Here is a 14477-nt window from a genome sequence, read left to right as displayed (position 1 = left end):
GGCCGGCTGGGATGCGCGTTACCTATTCAAGCTCATCTTCGAGGCACCGGATAAGCCAGAGAAATCAACGCTTTCCAAGAAACAGAATATTAGAAAAGGGTGATGCGATAGCCCTGTCCGGGAGGATGCCGGAGGGAAGCTCAACCCTCGGGAGGGGGCGTGATCGCGGGCGCGGGCTCTCCACCGATCAAGGCAGGTTGCGCGCCTGTGACGCTCATGGGCGGCGATGCCCGGGGCGGGCACGCGATCCAAGATCTACCTTGGACCGCTCGGATCGAGCGATGGGGGGCGATGTGTCATCGCGCCCCGGTCGAGATCCGCAGGGGCGTACAAGCGTTTGTCATGGCAATGATTTATCCGCTTTGCGGGCCTGGCGAACGGTGTCAACCTGGGGGTTGGGACGTCCACGCTTGGCGCCATCTACGCTGAGGTGCGCGGGGATGTCGGTCAGCGTTTCGCCCAGTGCTGTGCTATGGTTCGCGCCGGCGGTGGATGACCCGAGGGGGTCGCGGCTCCGAGTCTCTCGGAGGATGACCGCCGTTCATGCCGGCCGTTCGGGGTTGAACTCGAGCGCCGGGGTTTCGATCCTGCCCCCGGAGAACACCGAACGCGGGGTGTCCATTCCAGAGGCTTGAAGATTTGCGTAGCGTGGTCTACCCCGGGACCTTCGATCCCATCACCAACGGTCATGTCGACCTGATCCTGCGTGCGGCACGCCTGTTCGATCGGGTCGTGGTCGCCGTCGCCGCCGATACCGGCAAGCAGACCCTGTTCACGACCGAGGAACGGGTGGCGCTGGTCCGCGAGGCCGTTGCTGATATCCCGAATGTCGAAACCGTTGATTTCCAGGGGTTATTGGTGGACTTTACGCGCGAACTCGGGGTCGATGTCATCATGCGCGGCCTGCGTGCGGTGTCCGACTTCGAGTACGAGTTCCAGCTTGCGGGCATGAACCGGCGCATGGCGCCAGACATCGAGACCCTGTTTCTCACCCCGGCCGAGAAATACGCCTATATCTCGTCGTCCCTGGTGCGGGAGATCGCCCGCCTCAAGGGTGACGTGTCGGCCTTTGTCGTTCCCACGGTCGAGGCTGCACTGAAGGCGCGCTTTGGATAAGATCCGCGCGCTTTTTCTCCATCCACTGAAGCTAGCTCAAGGAGTTCTTCCATGGCGCTGTTGATCACCGACGAATGCATCAACTGTGACGTCTGCGAGCCCGAATGCCCAAACGGCGCGATTTCGCAGGGTGATGAGATCTACGAGATCGACCCCAACCTCTGCACCGAGTGTGTTGGTCACTATGAGACCGCACAGTGCGTCGAGGTCTGCCCGGTCGATTGCATCATCAAGGACCCCAATCACGAGGAGTCCGAGGACGCATTGCGCGCCAAGTACGAGCGTATCGCCGGCGGTAACTGACCGCGCGCCACGGCGTTGCGGAGCGTTTCGGTCACGATCGCCAACCGCCGCTGTGGCCATCGCCATCATGCGCGCGCCGTTGAGGCCCCAAGGCCCCGTCCGTGCGAATGCCGATCGCCCCCCCCCGCGGTCAACGGGGACTGTGATCGACTCGCTGGACAGCGCCGCCGGACCCGATCGCTGACCGCCCTGGGGCGGTGACCTGTGCCCTTACCCCTCATGCCTTTGGCTCGGGCGGGCTGGCACGACCGCTTGCCGTTGCCTGATGGGGCCGGTCGCGTCCTGATCCGGTTCGATTCGACAACCTGCAAGGAGATCCTCGCTAATGACCGTCAAGACCCTGTTCACGACCGCCCTGGCGTTGGTCGTGGTCGGCTTTCTGTCCGTCCCTACGGACGTCGAGGCCAAGCGCTTCGGAGGTGGTGCCAGTCTCGGCAAGCAGTCGAGTAGTCTCTCCTCGCGCCCGGCGCAGCGTCAGCAGCAGGCGGCGCAGCCGCGTAATCCGGCTGCGGCCAATGCCCAGCGTCCGCAGAAGAGCGGTGCGAGCCGTTGGCTCGGGCCGCTTGCCGGTCTGGCTGCCGGTGGTCTGCTCGCCTCGCTGTTCTTCGGCGACGGTTTCGAGGGCTTCCAGTTCATGGACTTTTTGCTGATCGCGCTGTTGGTGTTCGGCGCGGTGATGCTGTTTCGGGCGCTGCGGCGCCGTCAGGCCGCGGGGCCGGTACCGGCGGCTGCCGGGGCCCATGGTCGGGTGATGCCGGGTCAGCCGCCCCGTCAGGCACATCCTGGGATGGCTGGTCAGCGTCGTGGTGGCGGTGCCCAGCAGCAGCCGAGTTGGTTCAATGCCGCCGGCTTCCTGGAGGATGCCAAGGCGCATTATGTACGTCTGCAATCGGCCTGGGACCAGGACGATATGCGTGACATCGCCGAGTACACCACCCCCGAGCTGTTCGCCGAGCTCCAGCGTGAGCGCGCCAAGCTCAGCGGTCCCCAGTCGACCGAGGTGGTGCAGCTCAAGACCGAGCTTGTCGGGGTCGAGCGCGATGGCGATCAGGTGGTTGCGAGCATCCTCTTCTCCGGCCTGATCCGTGAGCAGGCGCAGGGGCCGGCCGAGCCCTTCCGCGAGGTCTGGCACATCCAGCACGCCTGGGCCAGCCCGGCGGGAGATTGGTATATCGCCGGGATCCAGCAGGTCGAGGGCTGATCCCGGTGGCCAGGGCTCGGTGGTGACTCGACCCCGGCTCGCGTCTCCGCCGCCGGCGGGGACGCGAGAGATGAGATATCGCATAATCTCCACCACAGGGATTCGATAGGCTTTTGAGATCGACCGCTGTGCGGGGTCCTGTACGCATATCGTCTCCCGTGCTCGGGCGCACGGTTCTTGTGCGGTACCCGGCTCGTGCAGCATGAGCTTGAGACCGGTCGTATCTTGCGAGTGCGTCTCATCGACTGGCGACTGCAAATCGCGTTTGCACGCCTCCATGGAGAGTCCTATGTCCAGCCCGACGTCTCAACTCCCACCCTCGACCGAGTCGACCGCGCCCGCCGGGCTCTATCCGTCCAAGGAGGCCCTCGAACTCGCCTTCAAGGCGATCCGCAAGGCCGTGGTGCCGCAGATCCCGGACGTGCTGTTGGCGTTGCGTAAGGAGCTCAATCGCCCCGAGCCCGACCTCAAGATTGCCGCCGATCTCATCGCTCAGGACCTGGCGATCTCCGGGCAGGTGCTCAAGACGGTCAATTCGCCACTGTTCGGGGCACGAACCAAGGTCTCCAGCGTTCACCAGGCGGTGGCGATGATGGGTATCCGGCGGGTTGCAGCACTGGCCTCGGCCGATGCCATCGAACGCGCGTTGCGCCACAGCCAGGGCGGCGCGGCCCGAGTGGTCTGGGAGTCGATCATGGAGCAGGCCCGTGCTGCCGTCGCCGTGGCCAGGCGGACCGGCTGCATCGACCCCGAGGAGGCCTACCTGTTCGGGCTGATGCACGATGTCGGCAGCCTCATCTTTGCCGATCAGCTCGAGGACTATGCCACTGTCTGGATCCTCCATGCCGCGACCCCGAGCGCCCTGCTCGAGCACGAACGCAAGGCCCTCGGGGTCGATCACACCACTGTGGGGTTCCTGCTCGCCGGTACCTGGCAACTGCCTGGCTACACCACCCTGGCGATCTATCACCACCATGATCCCCTGGCGGTCAAGCTCGCCGATGCGCGGGTGCGCACCCTGATCGCGGTGGCCAAACTCGCCTACTATCTGCGCGCCCTGGCCCAGAGCAATCAGGATGCCCCTGAGATGCTCGCCTATCTCGACGATGCCCGTCAGGAACTCGAGTTCAACGACGAGGTGTTGGCCGCGCTCAGCGACGAGGCGATGCAGGGTTGCTGGACACAGGACGACGCCCACTGACGGGGGCCGCGCGGCTCGGGTTGCGCTTTTTCATCGCCTGCGGATGCCGTCGGCATCGAGACTCGAGCCATACCTAGCTTGAGGAGATGCCGGTGATCCCATCCGACCTGACCATCCTGTTCGACAATCATGATCCCGCAGGCGGACCACGCACGCTGTGGGGGTTCGCCGCACTGGTGCGGGTCAATGGGCAGCGGCTACTGTTCGATACCGGTAGCAATGGCCCGGCGTTGTTGCGGCGTATGCGTGCCCAAGGCATCGATCCTGCGACCCTGGACCAGGTCTTCCTGTCGCACCAGCACTGGGATCACATCGGTGGTCTGGACGTGGTGCTCGACGCCAACCCGCAGCTGACCTGTGTCGTCCATGACGGGTTCTCGGCGCACCTGGTCGAGGACCTCGCCGGCCTTTGTGGCGAGCTGGTCGTGGTTGGGGCCGAGCCGCACCCGCTGGCACCCGGGATCCATTCGACTGGTCGTTTGGAGGGGCCGCCCGACGAGCAGGCGTTGGTGATCGACACCGGCTTCGGTATCGCCCTGATCAGTGGCTGTGCCCACCCCGGTATCGAGGCCTTGGTGAGCCGAGCCCGCATGCTGACCGGTGCCCCGGTGCGCTGGGTGATCGGCGGGTTGCACCTGATGCGTGCCGCGCCCGCAGAGATTAGTGCGACGGTGACGGCCTTGCAGGATCTCGGGGTCGAGTGGGTATTGCCGACCCATTGCACCGGTACGGCCGGGGTGGCCGCCTGTCAGCGTGTCTATGGCGGCCGTGCGCTCAGTGGCGGGATCGGCGCCGAGGTCGACTTCGCCGCCCTGGCGCGCGTTACTCAGCGCTGACAGCGCGGGCAGTAGACGGTCGAGCGCTGGGCGATGCGCAGTTCGCGCAATGGCGTCGCGCAGGTGCGACAAGGTGCCCCGGCGCGGCCATAGACCTGGAGCGACTGGGCAAAGTACCCGGGTTGTCCGTCGTCACGGAGAAAATCGCGCAGGGTGGTGCCACCTTGTGCGATCGCCGCCGCCAGTACCGCGCGGATGGTCTCGGCCAGCCGCTGATAACGTGCCCGCGAGATGCGGTTGCAGGGGCGTGCCGGATGGATTCCGGCGAGGAACAGCGACTCGTTGGCGTAGATGTTACCGACCCCGACTACCACCCGTGCGTCCATGATCAGCGTCTTGACGGCAATGCGTCGGCTGCGGGCGATGCGATGGAGAAAATCACCGTCGAACTCTGCGGTCAGTGGCTCGGGGCCGAGGTGGCGCAGCAGTGGGTGCGAGCGACGGGCCTCGGTCGGTGTCTGCGGCGTCCACTGGAACAGCCCGAAGCGACGTGGGTCGTGTAGTCGCAGGCAGGGGCCGTCGGTACAGATCAGATCGATGTGGTCGTGCCGGCGCGGCGGTGTGGTCGGATCGAGGATGCGCAGGCTCCCTGACATCCCGAGATGGATCAGCAGGCTGCCGTGCCCGAGTCCGAGCAGCAGGTATTTGCTGCGTCGCTCGAGGGTCTCGATGCGCGTTCCGGTGATGCGCTCGGCGGTATCGGGGGCGACAGGTTGGCGCAGCCGCGGCTCGCGTACCAGTAATCGGGCGATCCGCCGCCCCTCGAGATGGGGGCGGATGCCACGTAGGGTGGTCTCGACTTCGGGGAGTTCGGGCATCGCTTGGTGTCGGTCTTGGGCGCGCTCACCGAGCGCGCCGTGATCAAGGTGGATCCGGGGCGAAGGGATCTTGACCGAAGCCCTGAGGCGGCCGCTTGTAAGGCTCGGCACCGAATCCGGCATCGGGATGGGGGCGCTCCGGCCCGAGTCTGACCTCGGGAGGGGGGCCGAGCAAGACATCGCTCGGCAGCACTGGTTCGTGGGGGCTGGTGACCGGGGCGAAGGGGTCGCTCGTGATCGGTGACGGAAGGGGCGTTGGCTCGGGCAGGATGGCGAGCGATGGATCGGTGACGAGCTGCGGGGCCTCGCTCAGGAGATAACGCAGCGGTTGATCGAGCCGGCGCCATGTTTGCCGATCCTCGGAGAGGCGAAAGCGCAGTATCCGGCCATCCTCGGCACGTAGGCTCAGGGCCGCCCCCTGGGGTGGTTCGGGGGCGTGCTCGACCTGGGTGGCGGTGAGCGTGGTGAGCGCGGTGAGCGTCTCTGGGGTCAGCCCCATCCCTTCGAGCGTGCCCTGGACCGGGACGAAACCCGCGGGTAACGGCTGCGTGGAGAGATAGTCGCGGGTCGGTGCGATCAAGAGGTGATAGAGGCGGTCGTCGATCAGGTGGACCAATGCCCCGGCAGCGACATAACGGTACTGCTGGAGTGGATCGGTGGCGCCGAACGTGAACGTGCGGGCGTCGACGTGGAGACGCACCCGTGGCGGCGCCAGTCCCAGGGGCGCGAGTTCGAGCCCGGCGGCCGGGAAGCTCTGCTGCACCGGGATCTCGAGTACCCCGAGTAGGCGTTCGATGCGCGCGGCGTCGGCTGGGGCGCGAAACGGTGCCTGCAGCTCCCACCCCGAGGCGCCCCGCATGAACTCGAGCGTTGGTTCGCCGACGCGTTCGAGGGCGATGCGTTGGACCTGCGTGGGGTCGATCGCGGCCAACATCGAGCGTTGGTGACGATGTCTCAGCTCGCCGTGGATCGCCACCAGCATGCCGATCAGGAGCAGCGCCAATACCAGATTGATCCGCCAGCGCATGCTCATGCCGCCCTCCTGCCTCGACGCCATTGGATCAACAGCCAGGCGCCGAGCAGCAGCCCCGGGATCACTCCCAGACTGCCGGCACCGAGCAACAGCCGTCGCCCGTCATCGAGTTCGAGTGCCGCCGGCGCTGGCGCCTGCGGTGGCAATGGGTGCATGCGCGCACCGCTGAGCCAATCGATGAGGGCGAAGGCGAGCGCTCGATTGCCCGCGCGGTTGATCCAGGCGTTGCTCATGAAGTCGCCATCGCCGATCACCGCTACGCGCTGTTCGTGCTCGCCGGTGGTGTCCGATCGAGTCAGTGCGAGCAGCAGTGGTAAGGGGCCGGCCTGCTCCCCGACCACCTCGTCGCGATAGCTCTCGGCCTCGATCCGGCCGACCTCGTTCCAGCTACGTGGTCCGCTAACGAGTGGTGTGGCAAGCGCCCAGTCGGCGTGGTGCTCGGCGGCGAAGGCGCGGGCACCGTGAAACAGCGCCGGCTGTGTCAGTGCGGTGGTGAGGGGGTGGTCCGTGGGGCTGGCGTGGACCTGCGCCAGGGTTGGAGTGATGGCGCCCTGTTCGAGGCTCTCCGGATCGAACAGTACCCCGGGCAACGGCTTGAGTCCGAGTTGTTCGGCTAGTGGTTCGAGACCGTTGAGCGGCCCGGGATCGAGCAGCCAGAGCAGGTTACCGCCACGGTCGAGATAGTCGATCAGGCGCTCGACCTCGCCGGGGAAGAGCGCGATCTCGGGTTGGCTGAGGACCACCAAGTGGGTGTTGATCGGGACGTCGCTGACCAGCGCGAGGTCGAGGGGGCGGGCAAGGAAGCCCTGGGCCTCGAGTTCGTGGCCGAGCCGCCCGAGCTCACCGGGGGCGTCGCCGTCGATGTTGCGCTCGCCGTGCCCCTCGATGACCGCTACCCAGGGACGGCGATCCTCGAGCAGCCGGGCGATGGCGGCGCTGAGACTGTGCTCGTCGAGTCGCGCCAGGGTCTCGCGACGGTCGTGGTACTCGATCAGCAGCTGGCCGTCGACCCGGACCTGGGCGTCGCGAGCGCGTTCAGGGAAACGGCGCGGGTCGACGAACTCGAGTTCCAGTCCTGGATGGGCCTGGACATAACGAGCGAGAAAGCGCTCGATCGATCTACCGAGTGCGCCCTCGGGGGCGGCGAAGATGGTGATGCGCAGTGGTTGGTCGAGTTGAGCGAGCAGCTGTCGGCTCTCGACCGAGAGGCTGTTGCTGTTGCCCGAGGTCCAGTCCCAGTAGTGATCATGACGGGCGCTGAGCCAGCCGGTGGCGATCGCCAGTGCCACCAGCAGTACCAGGAAGACGCCATCGGCCAGGGGGCGGTCGAAGCGCTTGAGCAGGGCGTGGAGGCGAGGCAGGGACGACATCAGGCAAGCCGGCGGTTATCGAGTCGGCGCTGCGCGAGCGCGAGGAAGACGGCGCTGAACAGGGCGAAATAGGCCAAGTCGCTGAATCGTACCGCGCCGAACAGGAACCAGAGCAGGTGCTCGTTCCAGGTCAGCCAGCCGAGCAGCGACAGCGAACCGTCGATGAGTTGTTCGGCGCGCCCGACGATCGAGAGTAGCAGCAGGACGGCGAAGGCGCTCAGGGTTGCGCTCGTCGGCTGTGCGCTCAGCGTCGAGGCGTAGATGGAGACGGCCGCGAACAGCCCGGCGCTACACCACAGCCCGAGGGTGGCCGCAGCGATCTGTCCGGCGTCGAGAGGGGTGGCGCCGGCGAGTAGCAACAGATTGAGTGCTGGTAGCAGACACAACGGGGTGAGCAGGCCCCAGAGTCCGAGGTACTTGCCCAGCACGATCTCGCCGCTGCCGATCGGGGCACTGGCGAGCAGCGTGAATCGACCGTCGCGCAGCTCGGCGCTGAGCATCCGGGCGCCAATCAATGGTGCGGCGAACAAGAGTATCACCGCCGTGAAACCGAACAGGTTGAGGGTCAGCTCCAGGGTCAGTGGATGCTGGCGGCTCGCGGTGTCGAGGCCGGCAAAGGACTCGATGACCTGGAGGAAGATCCAGGCGAGGACGATCTGGGCGCCACCGAGCAGGACCCAGGGTAACGGGGTGACCATGCCGCCGAGGAGTTCGCGGGTGAACAGGGTACGGATCATGCCGACTCCTCCGCGCCGGTGAGGTCGAAGAAGACGCGTTCGAGATCGCTGCGCTCGGGCTGGAGTTCGTGCAGGTCGACCCCGACGGTGACCAACTCGCGCGCCAGGTCGGCGGCGCTGGCACCATCCTTGAGCACCACGCGATAGCGGTCCTCGGTGAGCGCACTTACTTGATCAAGGCAGTCGGCTGCGCGGAGTCGTTCACCCTGTTCGGGGGCGCCGAGCCGGATCCGCCACAGGTGTGGGCTGTGATCGGCCGCAGGGTAACCGTCGTAGCGCACGCGTCCTCGGTGCAGGATCATCACCCGGTCGCACACCGCCTGGACCTCGGGGAGGATGTGACTCGAGAGGATGATGCCACAGTCGTGAGCGAGGTCGCGGATCAGTGCCCGCAGCGCGCGGATCTGGTAGGGGTCGAGCCCCTCGGTCGGCTCGTCGAGGATGAGAACCCGGGGGCGATGGATGATCGCCTGGGCGATCCCCAGGCGTTGCTGGTAACCCTTGGAGAGGGTGTCGATCCTTTGGTGTCCGACCCGGTCGAGTCCACAGCGATGCTTGGCAGCGTCGACGCTGCTGGCCAGACGTTCGCGTGGGATGCCGCGCAGTCGCGCACAGAAGCGAAGATACTCGTTGACCCGCAGCTCGGGGTGGAGCGGGGGACGTTCGGGCAGATAGCCGAGTTGACGCTTGGCCAGTCGCGGTTGACGGGCGAGGTCGATCCCGAGGATCTGGACCCGCCCGCTGCTCGGCGCGAGTACACCGGCGAGCAGCCGTAGACAGGTGCTCTTGCCGGCCCCATTGGGACCGAGCAGACCGAGTACCTGACCGGTATCGAGTGTCAGTTCCACGTCGGCGAGCGCTGGATGGCGTCCGAAGTGGCGACTCAGAGCGGTTGCGCGCACGAGGGTGTCCATGTCAGCGGCAAGATACCCGCTCCTCGGGGGATTGCCAAACACTTCCAGTCGCCAGGATTGAACCGCAAGGCCGCAAAGCCGCAAAGGGCGCGAAGGGATTCAAGCTGCCAGCCATCAGCGGCCAGCCGCCAGTGGAGGGACGCCCTCGACGATAGCGCGCTTCATTCACTGTCGGCCACCGGTTGGCGTGCATTTCCGACCAACACTCGAAGACAGACAGCCACTGGCAGCTGGAGGCTGATCGCTGGAAGCTCTCTCCTTCTTCGCGCCCTTCGCGCCTTTGCGGTTCAATCCGCTGGTCGCTGGTCGCTGGTCGCTGGTCGCTGGTCGCTGGTCGCTGGTCGGCTGGCGGCTGATACCTTGCCATGCCCGGCGGTGGCGGCAAGAATGCTGCTCATGCGTCGTCCTAGTCCGTTACCGACCTGGTTCCATCCCTCGCTGGAGTGGCTCCGGCTGCGTCTGTCGCGCCCGGAGGCATTGTTTTGGCATGCCGGTATCGGGCTGTTGACCGGGTTGCTGGCCGGCGCGGTGATCGTCGGGTTCCGACTCGCGGTGGAAGGGACCCAGGCGGCCTGGTTGCCCGAACACGGCGAGAATTATGAGGCACTCGCCAGCTGGGTGCGGTTGCTGCTGCCGCTCGCCGGGGCGCTGATCATCGGGCTGATCTTCCTGCGTTTTGCTCAGGGCATCCAGGTGCTCGGTGTGGCGCGGGTGATGGAGCGCATGGAATACCATCAAGGGCATCTGACCCTGCGTGGGTTCGTGCTGCAGTTCGTCGGTGCCGCCATCGCCATCATCAGTGGCCATTCGGTGGGGCGCGAGGGGCCGCACGTCCATCTCGGCGCGGCTAGTGGGAGTCTGCTCGGCCAGCTCTTCACCTTGCCCAACAACAGTATCCGGACCATGGCCGCCTGCGGTACCGCCGCCGGGATCGCCGCTTCGTTCAATACCCCGTTGGCCGGGGTGATCTTCGCCCTGGAGGTGTTGGCGCTGCCCTACAGCATCGGTGGTTTCATCCCCGTCACCCTGGCGGCGGTGAGCGCCAATGCCGTGGCCGTTGCCGTCTTCGGTAGTGCGCCGGTGCTGTTGCTCCCGCCCTTCGTGCTCAGCTCGCTCGCCGACCTGTTGCCGGTGCTGTTGCTCGGGGTGCTCGCCGGTGCGGTTGCGGCCACCTATATCCAGTCGCTGCAGGGGGCGGCGCGGCTTGCCGGGCGTCTCGGTGGGTTGCGTCGTTACCTGGTCGCGGGGCTCGCCGCCGGCCTCATCGGTGTCCTGGTCCCCGAGGTGATGGGGCTCGGTTACGACACCCAGCAGACGTTGCTCACCAGCCAGGCGGCCTGGGGCTTTCTGGTGGTGCTGCTCGTCGCCAAGCTTGCTGCCACGGCGCTCAGCGTCGGGCTCGGGATCCCTGGGGGCAACATCGGTCCGGCGCTGTTCATGGGGGCGATCGTCGGTAACCTCACCGCGGTGATCAGCGCGCTCTTCGTCCCCCTCGATCCCGCCCATGTCACCTTCTACACCCTGCTCGGCATGGGCGCGATGATGGGTGCGAGCCTGCAGGCGCCGTTGGCTGCGCTGACCGCGATCGTCGAGCTCAGTCACAGCCCGGGTGTGATGATGCCAGGGATGCTGGCGATCGTGATCGCCGCCCTGACCTGTCGTCGGGTGTTTGGCAAGGACTCGATGTTCCTGACCCTGCTGCGTGCCAAGGGGCTCGACTATCGCGCCAATCCGGTGATCGCGATGCTGCGCAGGAGTGGTGTGGCGAGCGCGATGAATACCGGTTTCGTGCGTCAGCAGCGACGGCTCGATCGTGTTGCCGCCGAGCGCCTGGTTGCCGATGCGCCGGATTGGATCATCGTCGACGCGCACGGGGTGCCCTGCGCGCTGATGCCCGGGTTGGCGGTCGCCAGTGAGCTTGCGCGCAGCCCGGAGGCGACCGAGATCGACCTGTTGGAGATCCCCGCGGATCGACTCGAACTGGCCCCCATCCATCTCCAAGCGACCCTCCAGGAGGCACTCGAGCAGCTCAACGCCCGCGGGGTCGAGGCGCTCTATGTTCAGCGCCCCCTGGCCCCGGGGATCGACCACGTCTACGGGGTCCTCACCCGTGGCCGTATCGAGTCGGCGTATCGGTATTGAGTACCTGCCCGCGATCGAACCGCCAAGACACAAAGGACGCGAAGGATTTGACGAATTGCGCCCTGTAGACTCTCTGCCGCGAGTGGCCGAAGGCTGAGCTTTGGTGACTGGTATTTGCAATCTCGTTCATTCGACGGCGCGACGAGTGGCTCGCCTTGAGATCACAGGGAGGCGTGCAAAAACGCCACTGGCTGCTGGAGGCTAGCGGCTCTTTCCCTCTTCGCGCCCTTCGCGTCTTCGTGGTTCAGTATCCTGGCGGTTGGCGCTATGGGTGCGCGATCATGTATCGCGACCTGGATGGTCGGTTCGTGAGTCGCGTGCCGGATCGTGGTCCCGGGGAGGGTCTCCGGGCGCGGGTGTGCGGCGTTCCTCTTATCTGCAATCGGGAACGGACATGTTGTTGAATACCCTCTTTTTCGTGCTGTTTGCGCTGATCATGGTGCCGGCGGTGGTGGTCCTGCTCGGGGTCACGCGTTGGCAGAGCGTGACCGTGGCCTTGGTCGAGCGACTCGAAGGGGCCAGGCGCGCGGTCGCGCCACGCACCTTCGAACGTGGCGAGTTACTGCCCCTGCCGGCGCCGGTCCAGGCCTACTTCCGCGCCGTGCTCAGTCCGGGACAACCCTTGGTGGCCGCCGCCGAGATCGCCCAGGAGGGAGCGCTCGATCTCGGTCGTGCGCAGAGCCGCTGGGTCCAGTTTCACGGACGTCAGCGGGTCTTCGTCTCCCGCCCCGGATGGCTGTGGGATGCGCGGGTGCGGTGGTGGCCTGGGCTCAGGTTGTTTGCGCATCAGGGGCTGTTCTCCGGGGTGGTCGTCGCGCGCTACAAGCTGTTCGGTTTGATCCCGGTCGTCCGTTCGCGTGAGGAGGCGGCTGGCGCGGCGAGCGAACTCACCCGTTTTCTCGCTGAGGCAGTGTGGTATCCGACCCGATTGTTACCGAGTCAAGGGGTGCACTGGGAGGAGATCGACGATCAGCATGCACGTGCGACCATCTCTGACGACGGGGTCAGTGTTGGGGTGGTGTTCGTCTTCGATGATGCCGGGCTGGTGCGTTCGGTGCGGGCACAGGCGCGTGAACGCCGCGTCGGTGGTACCCGGATCGAGACCCCTTGGGAGATGCGCTTCTGGGAATATCGCGAGCGCGGTGGGATGATGATCCCTGCGCAGTACGAGATGGCGTGGGTGTTGCCGCAGGGGCGGCAGGTCTACGCCCAAGGGCGGGTGAACGAGGCGCTCTATAAGTTCACACCTTGAATGGTGTCTGACCCGCATCCCGCCCGCGGCCGAGCAGGATGCGAGGTCGCGACCGCGGGTCAGGGCCGCAGCTTGTCCTTGAGGATGGCGTTGACCTGTTGCGGGTTGGCCTTGCCGGCGCTGGCCTTCATCACCTGACCGACGAAGAACCCGAACACCTTCTCCTTGCCGGCGCGGTACTGTTCGACCTGGACCGGATTGGCCGCGATGATCTCGTCGATCATCGACTCGATGGCGCCGCTGTCGGTGATCTGCTTGAGTCCCTTCTGCTCGATCACCTGATCGGCGTCACCTTCACCCAACCACATCGCCTCGAACACCTGCTTGGCGATCTTGCCCGAGATGGTGCCGTCCTTGATCCGGGCGATCAGCCCGGCGAGTCCCTCGGCGTCCACCGGGGAGGCTTCGATCTCCAGTCCGGCCTTGTTGAGCGCGGCCATCAGCTCGCCGCTGACCCAGTTGGCGGCGAGCTTGGGCTCGCCACTGGCGCGGGCCACGGCCTCGAAGTAGTCGGCCAGCACGCGGCTGCTCGAGAGCAGGTTGGCGTCGTACTCGGAGAGCCCGAAGTCGTCGCGGAAGCGAGCGCGCTTGGCGTCCGGGAGTTCCGGCAGATCGGCGGTGACGCGCTCGATGAAGGCGGCGTCGATCTCGACCGGTAGCAGGTCGGGATCGGGGAAATAGCGGTAGTCGTTGGCCTCCTCCTTGGTGCGCATCGAGCGGGTCTCGTCGTTGGCCGCGTCGTAGAGCCGGGTCTCCTGGATCACGCGGCCGCCGTCCTCGAGCAGATCGATCTGGCGCTCGACCTCGAAGGCGATGGCGCGCTCGAGGAAGCGGAAGGAGTTGACGTTCTTGATCTCGGTGCGGGTGCCGAAGGTGTCACTGCCGAGCGGACGCACCGAGACGTTGGCGTCGACGCGGAATGAGCCCTCCTGCATGTTGCCGTCGCTGATACCGATGTAGCGCACCAGCTGGTGGATCTTGCGGGCGTAGGCGACCGCCTCCTCGGGCGAGCGCATGTCGGGCTCGGAGACGATCTCCAGCAATGGGGTGCCGGCGCGGTTGAGGTCGACGCCAGTGTGGCCGCCACCGAGCAGACTATCGTCGTGGAGCGATTTGCCGGCGTCTTCCTCGAGGTGGGCGCGGGTCACGCCGATGGTCTTGACGGTGCCGTCGTCGAGCACGATCTCGACCTGGCCGCGGCCGACGATCGGCAGCTCGTACTGGCTGATCTGATAGCCCTTGGGGAGGTCGGGATAGAAGTAGTTCTTACGGGCGAACACCGAGCGCGGTGCGATCTCGGCGTCGATCGCGGTGCCGAAGCGCACCGCCAGACGGACCACCTCGGCGTTGAGTACGGGGAGCACCCCGGGCAGCCCGAGGTCGATGGCACACGCCTGGGTATTGGGTTCGGCGCCGAATGCCGTCGGTGCCGCGGAGAAGATCTTGGATTGGGTCGCGAGCTGGGTGTGGATCTCGAGACCGATGACGGTTTCCCATTGCATGGTTGGGCCTGCCTGATTCTCTTGTCGATGCGTCAACTCGGCACTCGCGGTG

General features: G+C 66.1%; 13 protein-coding genes. 7 read left to right on the top strand and 6 right to left on the bottom strand.

All coding sequences use genetic code 11. From position 1 onward, the window contains the following. Window positions 1–639 precede the first annotated feature (639 nt). From coaD to HF203_RS12920, 5 genes are all read left to right on the top strand, one after another. Entirely contained in the window at window positions 640–1116 is a 477-nt protein-coding gene (coaD, locus tag HF203_RS12940) for a pantetheine-phosphate adenylyltransferase (RefSeq protein WP_168670359.1), read from the top strand. 51 nt (window positions 1117–1167) lie between these two features. Next, the gene (locus tag HF203_RS12935; protein ID WP_168670357.1) at window positions 1168–1419 is read left to right on the top strand and encodes a YfhL family 4Fe-4S dicluster ferredoxin; all 252 of its coding nucleotides are present in this window, start codon (window positions 1168–1170) and stop codon (window positions 1417–1419) included. A gap of 325 nt (window positions 1420–1744) precedes the next feature. After that, complete coding sequence (locus tag HF203_RS12930; RefSeq protein ID WP_168670355.1) at window positions 1745–2620, top strand: Tim44 domain-containing protein; 876 nt, start codon at window positions 1745–1747, stop codon at window positions 2618–2620. A gap of 289 nt (window positions 2621–2909) precedes the next feature. Then, a complete protein-coding gene (locus HF203_RS12925; protein ID WP_168670353.1) occupies window positions 2910–3821 on the top strand; it encodes an HDOD domain-containing protein in 912 nt (303 codons plus the stop codon). A 92-nt stretch (window positions 3822–3913) separates the two neighbouring features. Further along, on the top strand, window positions 3914–4657 hold the full coding sequence (locus tag HF203_RS12920; RefSeq protein ID WP_168670351.1) for an MBL fold metallo-hydrolase: 744 nt from the start codon (window positions 3914–3916) through the stop codon (window positions 4655–4657). Here HF203_RS12920 and mutM read toward each other — a convergent pair. The 5 genes from mutM to HF203_RS12895 are packed head-to-tail and all read right to left on the bottom strand — an operon-like array spanning window position 4648 to window position 9517. After that, window positions 4648–5475, bottom strand: coding sequence for a bifunctional DNA-formamidopyrimidine glycosylase/DNA-(apurinic or apyrimidinic site) lyase (gene mutM / locus HF203_RS12915; RefSeq protein WP_168670349.1), 828 nt, complete (start codon window positions 5473–5475; stop codon window positions 4648–4650). The two genes, HF203_RS12920 and mutM, sit on opposite strands and share 10 nt — an antisense overlap. A gap of 43 nt (window positions 5476–5518) precedes the next feature. Then, entirely contained in the window at window positions 5519–6508 is a 990-nt protein-coding gene (locus HF203_RS12910) for a hypothetical protein (RefSeq protein ID WP_168670347.1), read from the bottom strand. Continuing rightward, complete coding sequence (locus HF203_RS12905) at window positions 6505–7878, bottom strand: GldG family protein (RefSeq protein ID WP_168670345.1); 1374 nt, start codon at window positions 7876–7878, stop codon at window positions 6505–6507. Before HF203_RS12905 ends, HF203_RS12910 begins: the two co-directional genes overlap by 4 nt. Beyond that, the gene (locus HF203_RS12900) at window positions 7878–8615 is read right to left on the bottom strand and encodes an ABC transporter permease (protein WP_168670343.1); all 738 of its coding nucleotides are present in this window, start codon (window positions 8613–8615) and stop codon (window positions 7878–7880) included. The genes HF203_RS12905 and HF203_RS12900 overlap by 1 nt, the downstream gene beginning before the upstream one ends. After that, window positions 8612–9517 carry an ABC transporter ATP-binding protein gene (locus tag HF203_RS12895; RefSeq protein WP_343043923.1) on the bottom strand — a complete coding sequence of 302 codons (906 nt, stop codon included), beginning with the start codon at window positions 9515–9517 and terminating at the stop codon, window positions 8612–8614. Before HF203_RS12895 ends, HF203_RS12900 begins: the two co-directional genes overlap by 4 nt. Window positions 9518–9925: 408 nt before the next feature. Here HF203_RS12895 and HF203_RS12890 point away from each other — a divergent pair, with 408 nt between their 5' ends. Both HF203_RS12890 and HF203_RS12885 read left to right on the top strand, forming a co-directional pair. Further along, the gene (locus HF203_RS12890; protein WP_246221775.1) at window positions 9926–11671 is read left to right on the top strand and encodes a chloride channel protein; all 1746 of its coding nucleotides are present in this window, start codon (window positions 9926–9928) and stop codon (window positions 11669–11671) included. Between the two features lie 400 nt (window positions 11672–12071). Further along, on the top strand, window positions 12072–12923 hold the full coding sequence (locus HF203_RS12885) for a DUF6544 family protein (protein ID WP_168670338.1): 852 nt from the start codon (window positions 12072–12074) through the stop codon (window positions 12921–12923). Window positions 12924–12982: 59 nt separating this feature from the next. Here HF203_RS12885 and gatB read toward each other — a convergent pair whose 3' ends face one another. After that, window positions 12983–14425: an Asp-tRNA(Asn)/Glu-tRNA(Gln) amidotransferase subunit GatB gene (gene gatB, locus HF203_RS12880; protein WP_168670336.1), complete on the bottom strand. Its 1443-nt coding sequence runs from the start codon at window positions 14423–14425 to the stop codon at window positions 12983–12985. Window positions 14426–14477 lie beyond the last annotated feature (52 nt).

This window comes from Marichromatium bheemlicum (genome assembly GCF_012276755.1).
Lineage (GTDB): Bacteria > Pseudomonadota > Gammaproteobacteria > Chromatiales > Chromatiaceae > Marichromatium > Marichromatium bheemlicum.
Note: the sequence above shows the minus strand (reverse complement) of the source record. Positions and strands in the feature narration are given on the sequence as shown.